Origin of the sequence: Gilliamella sp. wkB18, assembly GCF_001690875.1 — a bacterium.
GTDB lineage: Bacteria > Pseudomonadota > Gammaproteobacteria > Enterobacterales > Orbaceae > Gilliamella > Gilliamella apicola_A.
Genome location: NZ_LZHM01000043.1, coordinates 1 through 19,297 on the forward strand (window position 1 = coordinate 1; position 19,297 = coordinate 19,297).

General features: G+C 33.9%; 18 protein-coding genes. 7 read left to right on the forward strand and 11 right to left on the reverse strand.

Translation table 11 applies throughout. The features are described from left to right. From A9G48_RS03735 to aceE, 4 genes are all read right to left on the reverse strand, one after another. On the reverse strand, positions 1-722 hold a 722-nt coding region (locus tag A9G48_RS03735), incomplete at its 3' end, for a type VI secretion system Vgr family protein (RefSeq protein WP_141672954.1). 480 nt (positions 723-1,202) lie between these two features. Next, positions 1,203-2,627, reverse strand: coding sequence for a dihydrolipoyl dehydrogenase (gene lpdA / locus A9G48_RS03740; protein ID WP_065568725.1), 1,425 nt, complete (start codon positions 2,625-2,627; stop codon positions 1,203-1,205). Positions 2,628-2,643: 16 nt separating this feature from the next. Beyond that, positions 2,644-4,242: a pyruvate dehydrogenase complex dihydrolipoyllysine-residue acetyltransferase gene (aceF, locus tag A9G48_RS03745; RefSeq protein ID WP_034943121.1), complete on the reverse strand. Its 1,599-nt coding sequence runs from the start codon at positions 4,240-4,242 to the stop codon at positions 2,644-2,646. 12 nt (positions 4,243-4,254) lie between these two features. Then, positions 4,255-6,921 (reverse strand): pyruvate dehydrogenase (acetyl-transferring), homodimeric type, encoded by a 2,667-nt coding sequence (gene aceE, locus A9G48_RS03750; protein ID WP_034943122.1) that lies wholly within the window; start codon positions 6,919-6,921, stop codon positions 4,255-4,257. Positions 6,922-7,288: 367 nt separating this feature from the next. Here aceE and lipB point away from each other — a divergent pair, with 367 nt between their 5' ends. Both lipB and lipA read left to right on the forward strand, forming a co-directional pair. Further along, positions 7,289-7,909: a lipoyl(octanoyl) transferase LipB gene (gene lipB / locus A9G48_RS03755; RefSeq protein ID WP_034943123.1), complete on the forward strand. Its 621-nt coding sequence runs from the start codon at positions 7,289-7,291 to the stop codon at positions 7,907-7,909. A gap of 10 nt (positions 7,910-7,919) precedes the next feature. Next, a complete protein-coding gene (gene lipA / locus A9G48_RS03760) occupies positions 7,920-8,879 on the forward strand; it encodes a lipoyl synthase (RefSeq protein ID WP_034943124.1) in 960 nt (319 codons plus the stop codon). 281 nt (positions 8,880-9,160) lie between these two features. Here the strand turns inward: lipA and A9G48_RS03765 are convergent, their stop codons facing one another. Then, the gene (locus tag A9G48_RS03765) at positions 9,161-10,933 is read right to left on the reverse strand and encodes a DUF3413 domain-containing protein (protein ID WP_065575804.1); all 1,773 of its coding nucleotides are present in this window, start codon (positions 10,931-10,933) and stop codon (positions 9,161-9,163) included. 181 nt (positions 10,934-11,114) lie between these two features. Between A9G48_RS03765 and A9G48_RS03770 the strand changes: the two genes are divergently transcribed. From A9G48_RS03770 to A9G48_RS03780, 3 genes are all read left to right on the forward strand, one after another. Continuing rightward, complete coding sequence (locus A9G48_RS03770; RefSeq protein ID WP_081299234.1) at positions 11,115-12,890, forward strand: AAA family ATPase; 1,776 nt, start codon at positions 11,115-11,117, stop codon at positions 12,888-12,890. A gap of 134 nt (positions 12,891-13,024) precedes the next feature. Next, entirely contained in the window at positions 13,025-13,546 is a 522-nt protein-coding gene (gene fabA / locus A9G48_RS03775; protein ID WP_218055655.1) for a bifunctional 3-hydroxydecanoyl-ACP dehydratase/trans-2-decenoyl-ACP isomerase, read from the forward strand. A gap of 229 nt (positions 13,547-13,775) precedes the next feature. Next, positions 13,776-14,255 carry a thermonuclease family protein gene (locus tag A9G48_RS03780; RefSeq protein WP_034943125.1) on the forward strand — a complete coding sequence of 160 codons (480 nt, stop codon included), beginning with the start codon at positions 13,776-13,778 and terminating at the stop codon, positions 14,253-14,255. On the opposite strand, the gene A9G48_RS12015 is transcribed toward A9G48_RS03780, so the two are convergent. The 4 genes from A9G48_RS12015 to A9G48_RS03795 all read right to left on the reverse strand — a co-directional run bounded on the left by A9G48_RS12015 (position 14,252) and on the right by A9G48_RS03795 (position 17,243). Beyond that, positions 14,252-14,371, reverse strand: a complete 120-nt coding sequence (locus tag A9G48_RS12015; protein WP_162174508.1) for a DUF5339 domain-containing protein — start codon at positions 14,369-14,371, stop codon at positions 14,252-14,254. The genes A9G48_RS03780 and A9G48_RS12015 overlap by 4 nt on opposite strands. 415 nt (positions 14,372-14,786) lie before the next feature. Next, on the reverse strand, positions 14,787-14,996 hold the full coding sequence (cspE, locus tag A9G48_RS03785; RefSeq protein WP_034943126.1) for a transcription antiterminator/RNA stability regulator CspE: 210 nt from the start codon (positions 14,994-14,996) through the stop codon (positions 14,787-14,789). A gap of 336 nt (positions 14,997-15,332) precedes the next feature. Next, positions 15,333-16,142 (reverse strand): pyrroline-5-carboxylate reductase, encoded by an 810-nt coding sequence (proC, locus tag A9G48_RS03790; RefSeq protein ID WP_034943127.1) that lies wholly within the window; start codon positions 16,140-16,142, stop codon positions 15,333-15,335. A 159-nt stretch (positions 16,143-16,301) separates the two neighbouring features. Next, positions 16,302-17,243 carry a type IV pilus twitching motility protein PilT gene (locus tag A9G48_RS03795; protein WP_081299235.1) on the reverse strand — a complete coding sequence of 314 codons (942 nt, stop codon included), beginning with the start codon at positions 17,241-17,243 and terminating at the stop codon, positions 16,302-16,304. A gap of 36 nt (positions 17,244-17,279) precedes the next feature. Between A9G48_RS03795 and A9G48_RS03800 the strand changes: the two genes are divergently transcribed. Then, positions 17,280-17,981 carry a YggS family pyridoxal phosphate-dependent enzyme gene (locus A9G48_RS03800; RefSeq protein WP_034943129.1) on the forward strand — a complete coding sequence of 234 codons (702 nt, stop codon included), beginning with the start codon at positions 17,280-17,282 and terminating at the stop codon, positions 17,979-17,981. Positions 17,982-18,017: 36 nt separating this feature from the next. Next, on the forward strand, positions 18,018-18,575 hold the full coding sequence (locus tag A9G48_RS03805) for a YggT family protein (RefSeq protein WP_034943130.1): 558 nt from the start codon (positions 18,018-18,020) through the stop codon (positions 18,573-18,575). A 54-nt stretch (positions 18,576-18,629) separates the two neighbouring features. On the opposite strand, the gene A9G48_RS03810 is transcribed toward A9G48_RS03805, so the two are convergent. Together A9G48_RS03810 and A9G48_RS03815 are read right to left on the reverse strand one after the other, a co-directional pair. After that, positions 18,630-19,052, reverse strand: a complete 423-nt coding sequence (locus A9G48_RS03810) for a YcgN family cysteine cluster protein (protein ID WP_034943131.1) — start codon at positions 19,050-19,052, stop codon at positions 18,630-18,632. Further along, positions 19,049-19,294, reverse strand: a complete 246-nt coding sequence (locus A9G48_RS03815) for a YcgL domain-containing protein (RefSeq protein ID WP_034944539.1) — start codon at positions 19,292-19,294, stop codon at positions 19,049-19,051. The genes A9G48_RS03810 and A9G48_RS03815 overlap by 4 nt, the downstream gene beginning before the upstream one ends. Positions 19,295-19,297 lie beyond the last annotated feature (3 nt).

The window sequence follows — 19,297 nt, forward strand, 5'->3', positions numbered from 1 at the left end:
CTGGGTAATTTGTAATTAATATGAGCAACTTGGTCATAACCTTGTTCGTAATCGCTTATCACCATTACGTCGCAGTCGTGCTCGGCATGGCTTTCAAAGCGAAACCAGATACCCACATCCGCCATTAAGCGTTGGATAAATTCAAAATCGCTTTCTTGCCATTGGGTAATAAATTCCCTGGCTGGGTAGTGCTCTTTAAGTTCAAGGCGGTAGTCTATGCCATTAAGTCCGTGGCTTCTAAGTATTTGTTCAACCACGCTTACTACGCTTTGGTTCTGGAATATGGCACAGTTGCGGTTTAACGTTAGTCTAGCCAGTCGTGGCGATAAGGCCACTTGATAATGCGCTTCTTCTTTATTCACCGATAGTTGGCTAAACTCGGTGATAATGCCATAAACCTTGCGGGTGCTTTTATCATTGGTAAAATCACCCAAGGCACGGATTGCAGAACTGAGCGCATCGCTTACAACAGAATTAAAAGAGAAAGTAGCCGGTTGGTTTAAAAAAGCATCGGTAGATAGGGTTTTATTGGCACTGGTAAAAGTAATGGTGTAATGCCACAGCTGGTTTAAGGCCTCTTCGCCTTTGACGTTTAACACCGATATAGGAGCGCTGAGTTCATCAATGGTTAGTGTGTAACGGTTGTGGTTTTCGGTGTTTGATAATCCGCTGATTAACGTTTTACCCACTTGATGGATGATTGGATTTAAATCTTTTGCCATTTTTTATCCTTTTTATTCCATTCTATCTAATTATTGCATTAGTCGAACTGCTTTTAATGTCTATTTCAATTGTGATTTACCATCACACATAAAATAAGTCCATATTTTACCATTCTGATTTTTTTAAAACGGCAGTCTGTTCATAAACTATCATTACTTAGATAAATCAATTAATTGTTATTACATTATAATTATGCTCTGAAATGATATAGATTAATGGTCAAAAAAACAAAATTTTATTAACAAAATTTACAAAATTAATTATGAAATTCACAAAGAAGTCTATTTTTAATCGGTTAATTTTTATTAACGCCTTTTAATGCAATGAATTATATTTTAAAAAAACACTATATATTCTGTATGTAGAATTATTAATAATAAAACTATAATGACTAAATAGAATTTTAAAAATAAAAATACCGTTAGTATAGCTAACGGTATTTAAACATGAATAAAAAAAGAATAACTAATATTAATTTTTTATTTCTTTATCGCTTTAGCATTAGGTAAATCGGTAACTGAACCTTCATAAATTTCAGAAGCTAAGCCGATCGATTCATGCAAAGTTGGGTGAGCATGAATGGTTAAGGCAATATCTTCTGCATCACAGCCCATTTCAACGGCTAAAGTGATTTCGCCAAGCAATTCACCACCATTGACCCCAACAACTGCACCACCTAATAAGCGATTATCTGCTTTATTGAAGATCAGTTTTGTCATTCCTTCAGAACAATCAGAAGCGATGGCTCGTCCTGAGGCTGCCCATGGGAAAATTGATACTTCATAATCAATACCTTTTTCTTTCGCTTCTTTTTCAGTTAAACCTACCCAGGCAACTTCCGGTTCTGTGTAAGCGATAGAAGGAATGGTTTTTGGATCAAAGAAGTGTTTTTTACCAGCAATAACTTCTGCTGCTACATGCCCTTCATGTACGCCTTTGTGCGCAAGCATTGGTTGCCCCACAATATCACCAATGGCATAAATGTGTGGTACGTTGGTGCGCATTTGTTTATCCACTTCGATAAATCCACGGTCAGTAACATTAACGCCTGCTTTTTCGGCACTAATTAATTTACCATTTGGTGTACGGCCAATTGCTACTAATACCGCATCATAAGTATGGGTTTCGGTAGTTCCGTCTTTCTTTTCCATGGTGACATAAATTGCATCATGTTTTGCTTCAACGGTAGTAACTTTAGTTTCCAATCGTAACGTGAATTTCTTTTGGATCTGTTTAGTAAAGACTTTAATTACATCTTTATCTGCAGCCGGGATCACTTGGTCAAACATTTCAACAACATCAACTTCTGAACCAAGTGCATGGTATACAGTTCCCATTTCAAGACCTATAATTCCGCCACCCATTAATAATAATTTTTTAGGAATGGTGGTTAGCGCTAAGGCATCTGTAGAATCCCAAATACGCGGATCATCATGTGGAATAAAAGGCAACTTGATTGGACGAGAGCCCGCTGCAATAATCGCATTATCAAAGGTGATCTTAGTGATTCCTTTTGATGAAGTCACCTCCATTGTATGACTACCGGTAAACTGTGCTTCACCTTGAATAACATTAACTTTGCGCATTTTGGCCATACCAGCTAGTCCATTAGTCAGTTGACTAATGACTTTTTCTTTCCAACCGCGCACTTTGTCTAATTCAAGTCTAGGTGTACCAAAATGGATACCATGTTCGGTTAATGATTTTGCTTCATCCATTACTTTAGCAACATGAAGTAATGCTTTTGATGGAATACAGCCTACATTTAAACAAACACCACCAAGCGTTGAATAACGTTCAACAAGGGTTACTTCTAGTCCAAGGTCGGCTGCACGGAACGCAGCGGAATAACCCGCTGGTCCAGCCCCTAAAACCACAACTTGTGTTTTAACATCTTGACTCATAATTTGATCTCCTTAATTACATCACTAAACGACGTAAGTCGGATAAGACGTTAACAATATGGCTTAAGAAACGGGCACCATCCGCCCCATCAATCACTCGGTGATCGAATGATAATGATAAAGGTAACATTAGACGCGGTGTAAACTCTTTGCCATTCCAAACTGGTTTCATGCTAGAGCGAGATACACCTAAAATACCCACTTCTGGTGCATTAACAATTGGTGTAAACGAGGTCGTACCGATGCCGCCAAGGCTAGAAATAGTGAAACACCCACCTTGCATATCGCTACCTGTCAATTTACCTTCTCGCGCTTTTTTAGAAATTGCTGCAAGCTCACGAGAAAGTTCAACAATACCCTTTTTATCAACATCTTTAAACACTGGTACAACAAGACCATTTGGTGTATCAACAGCAACACCAATATTAATGTATTTTTTGATAATTAAGGTTTGGGCATCTTCAGATAATGAGCTATTAAAGCGTGGATACGCTGTTAATGCACTGGCCACCGCTTTCATGATAAACACAAGTGGCGTGATCTTAAGATCAAGTTTTTTCTTATCTGCTTCTGCATTTTGTTGCTTACGGAATGCTTCTAAATCAGTAATATCCGTTTCATCAAATTCTGTCACATGCGGAATCATTACCCAGTTACGGTGTAAATTGGCTCCTGAGACTTTTTGAATTTTAGTTAATGGTAAGCTTTCAATTTCACCAAATTTACTAAAATCAACTTTCGGCCATGGTAATAAACCTGGCAATGCGCCACCAGCTGCACCACTTTCAACTTGCTTAACTGCATTTTTAACGTAAGTTTGAATGTCTTCACGTAAAATACGGTTTTTAGGTCCTGTTGCGGTAACTTTAGCTAGGTTTACACCAAATTCACGCGCTAAACGGCGTACTGAAGGTGTTGCGTGCGCATAAGCATCATTTTCAATAAATTCATTGCTCGATGATACAGGCGCTGATTTTACTGCTGCAGGTACTGGTGTAGGTGCAGGTGCGGCTTTTTCAGCAACAGGTGTTGAAGCTGCTAGCGTTGTTTGGGTAGCTGGCGCTGCATTGGTTGTGGTTTCAAATTCCATAATTTTGGAACCAGTTTTTACTTTATCGCCTACTTTTACCGTGATGCTTTTAACTGTACCTGCAATGGTTGCTGGTACTTCCATTGACGCTTTATCACCCTCAACAGTAATTAATGAATCGTCAACAGATATTGTGTCACCCACTTTTACCAAGATTTCGGTCACTTCAACTTCGTCGCCGCCGATATCAGGTACATTAACATCAACAATTTGACTAGCTGCAGCTGTCACTGCTGCTACTTCAGATTTTGGCGCTTCTTGTACTGGAGCAGGCGCTGCCGATGCTGCGCTACCCTGTTCATCAAAAACCATAATATCCACGCCAGTTTTGACTTTATCACCAATTTTTACTGAAATGGATTTGACAATACCCGCTTGTGGAGCAGGGATTTCCATTGAGGCTTTGTCGCCTTCAACAGTCATAATTGACTGTTCTGCCTCAACTTTATCACCAACGTTAACCAGAATTTCGGTTACTTCGACTTCATCACCGCCGATATCAGGTAATTTAATTTGAATACTCATTATGACAACCTCTTATGCAATTCGTGGGTTAAGTTTATCAGCATTGATCTCGAACTTTTTGATCGCGTCTTCAACAACACTTGCGTCAATATCACCGCGTTTAGCAAGTTCACCCAATGCAGCAACAACAACATAAGATGCATCAACTTCAAAATGATGACGTAAATTTTCACGGCTGTCACTTCGACCAAAACCATCTGTGCCAAGTACTCGGTAACTTTCAGCAGGAACAAATCCACGAATTTGCTCAGCAAAGATTTTCATGTAATCAGTTGAAACCACTGCTGGATTATTATTCATAATTTGAGCAACATAAGGAACTTTAGGTGCTTCGCTTGGGTGTAACATATTGTAACGTTCACAATCTTGTCCATCACGAGCAAGCTCTGTAAAGGATGTTACACTATAAACTTCAGAGCTAATACCATAGTTTTTCGCTAAAATATCAGCTGCTTCACGTACATGACGTAAAATTGAACCAGAACCTAATAACTGTACTGTTGGTTTGCCTTTTTGACCTTCAACGGTATCTAGTTTATAAATACCACGACGAATGCCTTCTTCTGCACCTTCGGGCATTGCAGGTTGTGCATAATTTTCATTAAGTGTTGTAATGTAGTAATAAACATTTTCTTGTTCACCATACATACGACGTAAACCATCTTGCATGATTACCGCAACTTCATAAGCATAAGCTGGATCATATGAGATACAATTAGGGATGGTTAATGATTGAATATGGCTATGACCATCTTGATGTTGTAAGCCTTCACCATTTAATGTTGTACGACCTGATGTGCCACCAATCATAAATCCACGTGCTTGTTGATCACCTGCTGCCCACATTAAATCGCCAATACGTTGGAATCCAAACATTGAATAGTAAATGTAGAAAGGAATCATTGGGAAATCATTAGTGCTATATGATGTTGCAGCAGCTAACCATGATGCCGTTGCACCACATTCGTTAATTCCTTCCTGTAGGATTTGCCCTTTTTCATCTTCACGATAATAAGCTACTTGCTCTCTATCTTGTGGCGTGTATTTTTGACCATGTGGATTATAAATACCAATTTGACGGAATAAGCCTTCCATACCAAAAGTACGAGCTTCGTCAGCTAGAATTGGTACTAATCGTGGTGCTAATTCTTTATCCTTCAGCATAATGTTAAGTGCTCGGACAAACGCAATTGTGGTTGATATTTCTTTTGATTGTGCTTCAAGTAATGAAGAGAATTCACTTAGTGGTGGAATAGAAACAGTACCAGAGAACTTAGTTAATCGCGATGGAACGTAACCATGTAATGCATTACGACGCTCATGGATATACTTGTATTCTGGAGTATGTTCTTCAAATTTGATGTATGGTAATTTTTCAAGTGCTTCATCTGTTACTGGAATATTGAAGAAATCACGAACATGACGCACGCCATCCATATTCATTTTTTTCACTTGGTGTGCAATATTTTTTGCTTCAGCTGCAGCTCCCATTCCATAACCTTTAATGGTGTGAGCAAGAATAACTGTTGGACGATCTTTCGTTTCTTTTGCTCGTTGGAATGCAGCGAACATTTTAGCTGGATCTTGACCACCACGGTTTAATCTAAAGATTTCTTCATCAGACATATCTTTAACTAATTCTGCAGTTTCAGGATATTTGCCAAAGAAATGCTCACGAACATAAGCGCCATCTTTAGATTTTAATGTTTGATAATCACCATCTAGCGTTTCATTCATTAAGCGAATTAATTTACCTGATTTATCCTTTTGTAATAATTTATCCCAACGATCACCCCAAAGAACTTTAATAACATTCCAACCGGCACCACCAAAAACACCTTCTAATTCATTGATGATTTTACCATTACCCGTTACTGGACCATCTAAACGTTGTAAATTACAGTTGATAACAAACACTAAATTATCGAGTTTTTCACGCGTTGCAACGGTGATTGCCCCTTTTGATTCTGGTTCATCCATTTCACCATCACCTAAGAAAGCATAAACAGTTTGTTCAGAGGTATCTTTTAGTCCACGATTTTCTAAATATTTTAAAAAACGTGCTTGGTAAATTGCACTAATAGGACCAAGCCCCATTGATACTGTTGGGAATTGCCAGAATTCTGGGAGTAGTTTAGGATGTGGGTAAGAAGGTAACCCTTTACCATGTACTTCTTGGCGGAAATTATCTAATTGTTCTTCAGTTAAACGACCTTCAATAAATGCTCTCGAATAAACCCCAGGTGAAATATGCCCTTGGAAATAAATTAAATCGCCGCCATCTTTTTCATTGCGTGCTCGGAAAAAATGATTAAAACAAACTTCATAAAATGTAGCCGCTGATTGGAATGATGCCATATGACCACCAAGTTCCAGATCTTTCTTTGATGCCCTTAGTACCATCATAATGGCATTCCAACGAACAATTGAACGAATGCGTCTTTCTATTTCCCAATCGCCAGGATAAGCAGGTTGTTCTTCTACTGGAATAGTATTTATATAATTACTTGTTGAAGAACCAAAAAGTAACGGTACACCTCCATCTCTCGCCTTATTGACTATTTGTTCAATAATATACTGCGCACGTTCGATTCCTTCTTCACGGATAATTGACTCAACACTTTGTAGCCAATCTCGTGTTTCGACGGGATCGATATCATTCATTTGCATGTCCGACATATAAAAACCTCTTTTTTGTTTATAAAAATGCAGTATTTGCTATCCTTAGCTATGACTAAAGCTATGAAACTTTATAAGCTAGAAGCCTGCATTACGGAACTTTATTAATATCAGTCTGCCATTTTCAAGAAAAAAGTAAAGCAAACCAAGGTTTAGAAAAGAATGTTAATTCCTATCAAATTAATCAACCATTTCAATGATAATATTTAATACAGTGTTAGTTATTTGATAAAAACCAAATTTTACTAATGAATAAATACAAAAAAAAAGATACAATGTCTATATCGAAATCATCTACAAGTTGTCAAATTGTAGTAAAATCTGATATATATTTATAAATTTTTTGTTAATATCAATAAGCAATACCATGAGCATTAATAATGTTATCATTAAAGATTTACATATTGTTCCTTATATGCAAACTTATCAAGCTATGCATGAATTTACACAAAATCGTAATGAAAAAACACTTGATGAAATTTGGTTAGTAGAACATAAGCCTGTATTTACCCAAGGTAAAGTGGGTAAAGCTGAACATTTACTAAATCATACAAATATTCCAGTTATTCAAACTGATCGCGGTGGTCAAATTACTTATCATGCACCCGGTCAACAGATCATGTATACTCTAATTGATTTAAAAAGACGTAAGATTGGCATTCGCAATATGGTAAGCTTTTTAGAAAATAGTGTCATTCAAACTTTAGCGCATTATGGTATTATAGCTTACACCAAAACAGATGCCCCTGGTGTGTACATTAATCATAAAAAAATTTGTTCCCTTGGTTTGCATATAAACCGGGGTTGTACTCTACACGGGCTGGCATTAAATATTGATATGGATCTTGCTCCCTTTAATAACATTAATCCTTGTGGTTATGCTGGGTTACAAATGACACAATTAAAAGACTATGTTTCAAACATTGATTATAATGAAATAAAACAACTATTAACCGATAATTTTATTAATTATCTACCTAAGTATTAAGATACCAATTATGCAAAATAATGAAACAATAATCAGAAGCTCGAAATATCGCGATGCTGATAAAACACGCTTAATTCCAACAATAACATTAGAAGATTCTGCACCTCTAAAAAAACCTGAATGGATGCGAATTAAATTATCTGCTCACTCTGATAATATTGCACATATCAAAAATACCATGCGTAAACATGGGTTGCATTCAGTTTGCGAAGAAGCCTCTTGCCCTAATTTAGCAGAATGCTTTAACCATGGTACAGCCACTTTTATGATTTTGGGAGATATCTGTACTCGCCGTTGTCCATTTTGTGATGTTGCACATGGTCGTCCATTACCACCAGATCAAGATGAGCCAATAAAACTAGCTAAAACTATCCAAGAAATGAAGTTGCGCTATGTTGTTATTACTTCTGTAGATAGGGATGATTTAAAAGATGGTGGCGCTAGTCATTTTTCTTCTTGTACACAAAAAATCCGTGCTTTAAACCCTAGTATCAAAGTCGAAACGTTAACACCTGATTTCCGTGGTTGTATTGATGAAGCAATTGATGTCTTAAGTGATAATCCACCTGATGTTTTTAATCATAATTTAGAAAATATACCTCGATTATATAAGAGAATCCGCCCTGGCGCTAACTATGAAGGATCACTTAAATTACTGGCAGCATTTAAAGAACGACATCCTGAAATTCCTACAAAATCAGGATTAATGGTTGGACTTGGCGAAACCAATGAAGAATTAATTCAGGTTTTAAAAGATTTACGTAGCCATGGTGTTACTATGCTTACCCTTGGGCAGTATCTACAACCAAGTAAATATCATTTACCTGTTGAACGTTATGTTTCACCGCAAGAATTTGATGAATTAAAACAGATAGCATTAGAGATGGGATTTACACATGCTGCTTGTGGACCTTTTGTTCGTTCCTCTTATCATGCGGACTTACAAGCAATGGGTAAAGAGGTAAAGTAGCATTTATTTACAACAGACATTAGCTATTATCATTTACCATAATAATAGCTTTAAACCATTGGCATAGATAATATTAGCTTTTAATTTTATCTATGCTTTATCTTTTTAAAATAGTATATAATTAAAACAGTGCACTAAATATAATAAATTTTTTATGCATTATTTTAGGTAACTTTTAATTATTTTTCCTTATATAACTAAATACAGCCTAATGTCACTAATAGCACTGATGAAAATTAAAAACTATGAAAAAATCATCATTTATTTTTTCAATTAATTATTTAGTTATCAACCACCATGAATCGACGATTTTCAGTCACAATTTGTAAAAATATAGGTAAGCTAATTTTTTCGCCTTTTTGTACTTTTCCATTAAGGTTATAAATTTTAGAGCGACCAAATGCATCAAGAATAATGGTTTTATCACTATAAAGTGCAGCAATTTCATTATCATTACCGGCAATAATCCATTCTCGTTTCTTGTTATTAAATAAATTGTTACCTTGGCTATATTGTGGTGGTGATGTGGTAACATGAAGAGCATCTTGCATTAATGTACGCATTATATCTGTTTGTGATGTAATATTGCTTATGTTTGTACTGTTTTTATTTGGCCATGACATGATTAATGGCACTTTTAAAGATGCTCGGCTGTAGTCTTTATCGTCATTACGCAATACTAATTTCTGAGCGGTATCTATTTTAATATCGTTTGTACCAGTAATAATAATCACCGTATTGTCAAAGGTATTAGTCGATTTTAGGTAAACAATGAGTGATTCTAGATATTGATCCAATTTTTTCGCTTCTGATTCTAGCATACTAACAGATAAATTTTTGTTTTTTACACCAAGAGAGTACTGTATAACCGAAAATAATGGTGCATGATTATGAATTCTGTTTTGCTCATCATACCATACCAGCCAATGATCGGTGATTTGTTTATTGGATTGTTTTTTCGGTTCAGGTATCGAAAAATTAGATAGTAAAGCCGAACGATATAAAGGTTCAGCAAACCCATCATACGAAAATAATCCTAAACTATAATGTTGATTGATTACTGTATCAAATAAAATTGAAGTTCTATGACTTGCTAAAATACTATTATAATAGTTTGGATCTAAGCCATAAAAAAGCGAGAACTTATTAATATTAGATTGGTTACTTGCATCATAATGATTTACAAACTCGATATTCTCACTAGCAAATTGTTTTAACCATGGCATATTATGAGTAAGTAAGTAATTATTCCAACCATCAATAATAATAATCAATATATTTTTTTTGTTTTGTTTGTCATCATACGTTATACGTTCAAGTGGATATTCTATTGCGATGGCGAAAGGATTGCCAACTTGACTAACACGCGTACGGTAGTCATTTTCTTCCATAAAACCATAGCGTTCAAGAAAATGGCGAGCCGTCAATGGATATGATAATGGTAAACTTGATCGTTGCATGGTTATTGGTCGATAAAAATTTGCATCTGCCCAAATGTGAATAAAATGTGAGGAAACAAAACAGAGAATAAATATAATTACCACTGGTTTGGCATAACGTTTGCGTTTACTTAGGCTTCTTAGTTTTTTCCAACTCCATAATGCGAATAATATTTCAACCAATAAAATAAATGGAATAATGATAAAAGCAGGACTTAAAAAGGTCGCTTTTTGTGAAGTAAATAATTGCCAAATTGATAAATTAAGATGCATTCTAAAGTGTGAAAAGATCTCAATATCAATTAATAATAATGAGATGCCTAATGTCGCTATGGTCGTTGCTATTATTCGTTGCCAGCGAGAAGAATGTATAAAAAAACTTAATGGGAAAAGCACAATTAAATAAGTAATAAATGTTAAAAAACTAAAATGCCCAATTGCGCTAATAATGGCATATAGCCTCCCCATAAAAGTTCGTGGCCAATCTGCGATGATTAAATATTGACTTCCCAGAGCAATAGCAACAAAAACATTAAACAATGTGAACCAGTGCCCCCAACTAACAATTTGTGAGGAATGGTCATCTTTAAGATGATTATTTTTGAGTTTAAGCATATTTAATCGTTGATAATAAAGAAATAAATACTATATTTTGTTCTATAGTTTACCTGATTTTGGAAAATCTTTCTGTAATTTTTTTATTTGTTAGCATAAATGTTGGGGTAATTTGTTGGCGTTAATGGTGATACTTGCTATAATTTGCCGATTAATTTAGCTAACTAATAAGGCTATAATTTTGGCCATTACACAACTTAAAGCGCATCAGACCCAACCTGATTTAGCTCATGTTATTGAGCTTACTAATAAAAACAATGTAACAGAAGAATCAGCAATAGTTGAATTAAATAATTTGCTGGCTTGGCAACCACGTGTTGCATCTGCATTATCAATGTTATGTCCAAATAAGAAAACTAATTATACTCCAAGATTTATGCTGCTTAAAGCTCCTGAAAGCGAGCTGTTTTTTGACTTGCTCAAGCAAGCAGTTAAGCTAAATTTATCACCTACTACTCTTGGTTATAGTTATTTTTTTGGTGACAATAAAATTACATTGTCAAAAGCTAAAAGTAAGCAAGATAATTTTGCCTCCCAAGATAGCTGTTTATCAGCAATTTATGCTGATGTAGAAAAGCTGTTTGGCTGTGTTAGACAACCTGAAAATAGCACAATGAGATTACAATCAGGACTTGTTCATCAAGCCAATGGCGGGGGTTTAATTTTAGGTATGCGTTCCCTACTTAGCCAACCCAATCTATGGTCACAATTAAAGCAAATGGTTATAAAACAAAAGTTTGAATGGGTTTCAACAGATGAAGCTCATCCGTTACCATTATCTATTCCGCCAATGCCACTTGATTTACGTATTATTTTAGTTGGCGATAGGTTAAGTATGGCTGAATTGCAGGAGTTTGAACCTGAGTTTTATACTTCTGTAATTTATACTGAATTTGAAAATGAACTACATATAAAATCATCAACACAAGTTGAATCGTGGTTGGATTATGTAAAATTCATCGCCAATAAACAAAATTTACCAATAATTGATTCATCTGCTTTTAGTAAAATTTATCGAGAGGCTATACGACATACGGGAGATCAATATTATTTACCATTTTCTGTCGATTGGATTCATTCAATGCTAGTTAATGCCTCGTATTTTGGTCAAGATAACATGATTAATGAATATTCTATTAATCAATCAGTTAAAGAAAAATCTTGGCGTGAGGATTATTTAAAGGAGCGAATCTATGAAGAAATCTTTAGCAATCAAATAATGATTAAAACTAAAGGGTATGTAGTAGGGCAAATAAATGGCTTATCAGTTATTGAATATCCTGGATATCCAATAGCAATTGGTGAACCAAATCGATTAAGTTGTTTGATTCATTATGGAGATGGTGAATTAATTGATATTGAGCGTAAAACTGATCTTGCTGGGAATATTCATACAAAAGGCATGATGATTATACAAGCATTTATTATGTCTGAATTTGCAATTAATCATCAATTACCTTTTTCAATATCGTTAGTGTTTGAGCAGTCTTATGGTGAGGTTGATGGAGATAGCGCATCACTTGCAGCACTCTGTGCAATTATGAGCGCATTATCTGGCATGCCTATCGATCAACAATTAGCCGTTACAGGTTCAGTTGATCAATTCGGTAATGTACAATCGGTTGGTGGCGTTAATGAAAAAATAGAAGGTTTTTTTACAGTTTGTAAACATCAAGGTTTAAACGGGCAGCAAGGAGTCATTATACCTGCAAATAATCAACGTCACTTATGCTTAAGTGATGAAATAGTTGAGGCTATTGAGCAAAATAAATTTTCAATTCATACCGTTGATCATGTCGCCGAAACTCTCCAATTAATTACAGGTATTGCTTATAAAGATGATAATAATATTAATCTGTATAAACTTATTCATGCTCGTATGCAATCTATGCTAATGCAGGATAAAAAAAAGGATGGTTGGCTAAGTAAATGGCAAAGATATTGCAAAAAATCTTAATACCCAATAAACTTTAGCCGTATTTTGTTAATTGTCTAATGGGAAAATTTATTTAGCCTTAGAGTTTTTACCGACTCTTGATGATTATTAATTTGATAATCATGTAGTAATAACAACAGATAAAAGGTTTTTTTATGATATTTGAACGTAAATCTTCATATGATAAATCAGACTTGATTAAATCAGGAAATAGTGAATTATTTGGTCATGATGGTCCACCATTGCCATCTGATTTAATGCTTATGATGGATCGTATTATTGAAATGAATGAAGAAGGTGGTAATTTTGGCAAAGGCTATATTGAAGCAGAATTTGATATTAACCCCGACTTATGGTTTTTTAAGTGCCATTTTAAGAATGATCCTGTTATGCCAGGTTGTTTAGGACTTGATGCTTTGTGGCAATTAGTCGGGTTTTATTTAGGATGGTTAGGTGGAAAAGGTAAAGGCCGTGCGCTTGGCGTTGGAGAATTGAAATTAAAAGGTCAAATTCTTCCAAAAAATAAAAAAGTAATCTATAAAATTCATTTCAAACGTGTTATTAATCGTAAATTAATTATGGGGATCGGTGACGGCGAAGTTTATGTTGATGATAAATTGATTTACGAAGCAACCGATCTTAAAGTTGGTCTTTTCAAAGATACGAGTGAATTTTAATTTAACTTTGTGTTTTATAATCAGTCTTACTATTTGTTTATAGTGAGACTGAAATTAGGTGCTTTTCTAAATAGTTATAAAAATAAATTTTATTGTTGATAACAATCTTTCAATTTATAATTATTTTTATCGTGTTAATTTTTAATGATTTCTGTGTTTTCATTTTTAGTTATAGTTAAGACAATATGATAACTAAATTCTTTAATTATTGATCCAATATGTGATAATAATGTTTTTATTAAAACAATTTCTTATTTTTTTAATTCTCGTCAGCTCATTAACTTCTTTAGCATTTGCAGATTTTAAAGGTAGAGTCATCAAAGTTATTGATGGTGATACCATTGAGATTTTAGTCCCCAAAAAAAGAACAGTTCGAGTGCGATTACTTGATATTGACGCTCCAGAACGTCAACAAGCTTATGGAAATATTTCGAAAAAATATCTAGCTTCGCTTATTTCTGGCAAAACTGTTTTTGTTAAAGAAAATAAAAAAGATATCTATAAAAGAACGTTAGGAACTATTTTTTATAATGGCACTAACATTAATATGAAAATGGTTAAAAACGGGTATGCATGGGCTTACCGATATAAAGGCATTGCTAATAACAAAAAAATGGTCGAATTAGAATATAAAGCTAGAAAAAACAAGATAGGACTTTGGAAAGATAAAAACCCTATAGCTCCATGGAATTTTAGAAGCCTAAACTAATATTGATTTAAGTGTTGTAATAACATATTATTTTTTAATCGAGGAGACATTGCTTCAAGCTGTTTTAGAGCATTTAAACCTTGTTTGCAACCAAACTCTTGATTATCTTTTGGCATTTGAGAAAGTTACTTTTTGTATCTTTTAAGCCTTTTTTCATCATATCTGTTTTCTGTTTTGTAGCTGCCTCACTTCACTGGAATAGCTTTAGCAACTTTATCCACTTTATCGAAAGATACTTTACTGCTTATGATAATTCAGCCATAGCAACTGAAGATAAATCTAATAAAATGACTGACAATAATAATTTTTTCTTACGTTATTTTTCATTACAGGAATTTAGATTATTATTTTGATAATATTAAGAATTAGTTAAATATTGAAATTTGAAATTATAATAGCAATTTTTCAAATACAACAATATTGGCAAAATAAACGAATTAAAAGATGGAAATAATACAATTCAAAAACAATTTTAGAAGGCATCTTATCAGCATATTCACATGCTGATAAGATAAAAGAGGGGGCAAGTAATTACATTACTCTAACGTCTGCTGCAGATGGACCTCGTTCACTATCTTGGATAGAGAATTCAACTTGTTGGCCTTCACCTAAAGTTTTAAATCCTTCACCTGCGATTGCAGAAAAATGCACAAATACATCTTTACTGCCGTCTGCTGGGGAAATAAAACCATAACCTTTACTTTCATTGAACCATTTTACTTGACCAGTTTTCTTAGACATAATAATCTTCCTATTAAAAATAAAATTTAAGCCGATTAAGGCTAACTTAAAAAAACATAAAACTCGGACTGCTTATAAACACTGAAAAGCGAAACTGAAGAGAACTAATACTAATGTTACTAATGTAAATAGAAAGTAAACTACAAACTGCTTATATCAAGATGTTACTAAATAAATCTGCACGTTATATGCTGTTAACTATTAACTCATATATTGCGGGTTAATGCAAGAAATGTTTATATAGTTTTTCTTTATTGGTACAATAGACAAAAACTTTACATTATTCTCCGGGATAAGATTTTCCATAGTGAGAGAATAATATAAAGTTTAGAATTTTTATTCTTTACTAAGAAATTTGGATTTATTAATAGTTATTTCTACTGCATCGATCACAGCAGAACGAAATCCTTTTTTTTCAAGCATTTGCACACCTTCAATAGTTGTACCAGCAGGCGAACATACCATATCTTTTAGCTCACCGGGATGTTTTTTTGTTTCAAGTAACATTTTTGCTGATCCCATAACCGTTTGAGCCGCAAATTTGTAGGCTTGTTTTCTAGACAGCCCGCCCTTTACAGCCCCATCTGCCAACGCTTCAATAAACATAAATACAAAAGCTGGAGATGAGCCGCTTGCTCCTACAATGGCGTCAATTAAATATTCAGGTACGATCTCTGTTTCGCCAATACAATTAAATAAATTTTGAACAATGGCTAATTCATCTTCTGATACTTCAGTATTAGGTGTAATAGAACACATTGCGGCATTGACTAATGCTGGTGTATTTGGCATCACTCGGATAATTTTTTGTTCATAGCCAACACTTTTAGCGATAGCTTTAATACTAACGCCAGCAGCCACAGAAATAATAATCGTATTTTTTTTCAATTCTTTTTGAATATCATTTAATACATCCATTATGACATTTGGCTTCACCGCAACAATAACAATATCGGACTCCCTTGCTACACTTTTAGCAGAATATAAATTATTAATCATATAAGAGCGATTAAGGTTATCCCCTTTTTCTGGATGTGTATCATAAACGTAAAGTTGTTTTCCATGTACAATACCACTAGCTAAGATACCTTGTAATATTGCATTTCCCATATTACCTAATCCAATAAATCCAATGCGTTGTTCCATTTTTATGGCCTCTTTAAGTTTTATATGTACCTGTGTAATAGTATAACGTATTTTTTTATAAGAACTTTAAAAGTTATTTTGTTAATGATTTTGGTGTTAATTCTTTATTGTTTTCTTTATCTGTCTTAATTTTTTACTTTATTATGTTAAGCGTCATTCTCAATTCTCTTTCATGATTTGCATCCCATATTGTTGACCAGTCTGCATCAACGAGAATATCTGATTAATCTTTCCTTCGTAAATAAGATGACTTACAGCAGGTGTATTAATTAGTATTTCAAACAATGCTTTACGATTACTATTCTCTAAAACTAATTTTTGACTGATAATCGCTTTTAAACTATTGGATAACCTTGCTCGAATAAAATCACGTGAGTCTTTATCAAACACACCAATAATACGATTAATACTTTTTATGGCAGATTGTGTATGTAAGGTAGCAAAAACTAAATGGCCTGTTTCTGCTAGTGTTAGAGCTGCATGTATTGCTTGTCTATTGCGTAGTTCACCAAGCAATATAATATCTGGATCTTGCTTTAAAATACTTTCTATTACAACATTGAAATGAGTAAGTTCTCGTTGTTGAATTAGTGATTTATCATTTTGATAAATAAATTCTATAGGATCTTCTAGTGTAATAATATGTTTAGCATCGGTTGCGTTAATATGTTGAACTAATGCTGCCAATGTAGTGGATTTACCACTTCCTGTTGCACCTGTTATCAAGATAATACCATTTTCTGTTTTTGTTAATTGAGGTAAAATATCAGGTGCAGCAAGCTCAGATAAACTGGGTATCCGCTGATTAATAATACGGAATACGGCAGAAATACCACGCTGCTGATAAAAAATATTTGCTCTGAACCGCCCTATTTCGTTAGTTTGATAAGCTATATCAATTTGCCCATGCTGTTGTAATCCTTTTTTTTGAGACTCGTCAAGTAAACTAAGCAACTCATTTTTTAATACCGAGGATACTAATTTTTCATGAGATAAAAAGTGCAATTGTCCATTAATGCGAATACATGGCTTTTCGCCACTTGAAAGATGCAAATCTGAAGCATTTTGAGTTACACTAAGTGCTAATAATGAGTTTAGCATTATATTTTACCTATTAATCATCATTTGGAAATTAATATGAATACCGTATATGACAATTTAATTGCCATTAAAAATGAAATAAAAAAAATTGCCTCGCTATGTGATAGAGATCCCAAGGATATTGAGCTTATTGCAGTCAGTAAAACTAAATCAGTAGCACAAATTACAGAAGCAATAAAAGCGGGGCAAGTTTCATTTGGTGAAAATTATGTTCAAGAAGGTATTGAAAAAATTAAGCATTTTAAGCAGAACATGCCTGAAATACCATTAACTTGGCATTTTATTGGTCCATTACAATCGAATAAAAGTAAACTAGTTGCTCAATACTTTGATTGGATGCATACAATTGATCGTTTTAAAATCGCTCAGCGCTTAAGCGAGCAACGCCCACCAGATATGCCTAAATTAAATGTATTGATTCAAATCAATATCAGTCAAGAATCAAGCAAATCAGGAGTTACACCTGAAGAAGCTGCTGATTTAGTAAATCAAATAATTACCCTTCCAAATCTAAAATTACGCGGCTTAATGGCTATTCCGGAAATCGAAAATGATTTTAAGAAACAATTAAGTGTTTTTACTCAAATGAAACAGCTTTTAAAAGTATTACAGGTTAATTATCCATTTATGGATACCTTGTCAATGGGAATGAGCAATGACATTAAAGCAGCTATTGTTGCTGGTAGTACGATGGTTCGCATTGGTAGGGCTATATTTGGCGAAAGGCAATATTTATAATATATTACTTAAATATCTTATTTTGAGGAATTTTAAATGACATCGCTTTTCTTTCTGGGAAAAACAGTTTTAACCGTTTGCCTTTATATTTTAATTTTGCGTTTATGGATGCAGCAAACTAGAGTCAACTTTTACAATCCTTTTACTCAATTTATTGTTAAAATCACTCAACCTATTTTAGGTCCACTACGAAAAATTATTCCATCAATTGGACGATTAGATACTGCAACATGGGGACTTTTGTATCTATTTGCATTATTAAAAGTAATATTTGTTTGCAGCTATAGTTTAATAAGTTTTCCATTTTGGGATATAAGTTATTTGCTATTTGCTTTTCCGGCAATATTACATGCAGTTGGGCACCTTTTATTTTGGCTGTTACTATTTCGAGCAATTCTAAGTTGGGTTAGTCGAGGGCATTCAGATGCTGATGATCTACTTTCTCAACTAACAGAACCTTTAATCGCCCCAATTCGTCGGATAGTTCCGCCGATAGGTATGATTGACATTTCTTTTATGATCATTGTTTTTATTCTTATGCTATTAAATATGTTTGCATTCGATCTTTTTGGTTATTTGTGGATTATTCTGTAAAGCGGTTTATGAAAACATTAGGTAAAAATGGAGCAACTGCTCCTTTTTTATTTTTTAGATTATATGATCTTCCCAACAAATTACATCTTTTTCATAAACAATACGGTTTCTAACTGATATTTTTAGTTTATGCATAAGTTTTTTATTACCAATAATAAGCGGATGCCATTCTGGTAATCTTCCATTTTTAGAAAAGTAGCGATATGAACAGGTCAATGGTAACCATTCAATAGTTAAAAGATTTTCACGAGTCAACTTAATACAATCCGGCTCATAATCAAATCGTTTATGATAATGTCTACACTGACAAGTATGAGAATCAAGCAGGTTACAAGCAACATTAGTATATAAGATTTCGTTTGTATCTTCGTCCATTAATTTATTTAAACAGCATTGACCACAACCATCACAAAGTTGTTCCCATTCTTCATCGCTCATTTGAGCTAATGTTTTAGATTCCCAAAATGGCTCTATCATACTTTAAAATCATCTTCTTTTAGCATTTGTAAAAAAAAACCATCCATTTTAATTTTTTTCTCAATCTCATCTGAAGCACCTACCACAAAACGTCGTTTACCATCAAGTAAAACTTTCATTACAAACACTGGTTTACCAAAAATAGACAATATTTTATCAGGGATAGTGGAAAAATTATTTTCTTTTTCAATATATAGATAACAGTTTTCTTTTTTAGAACTTCGATAGATATAACACCACATCAT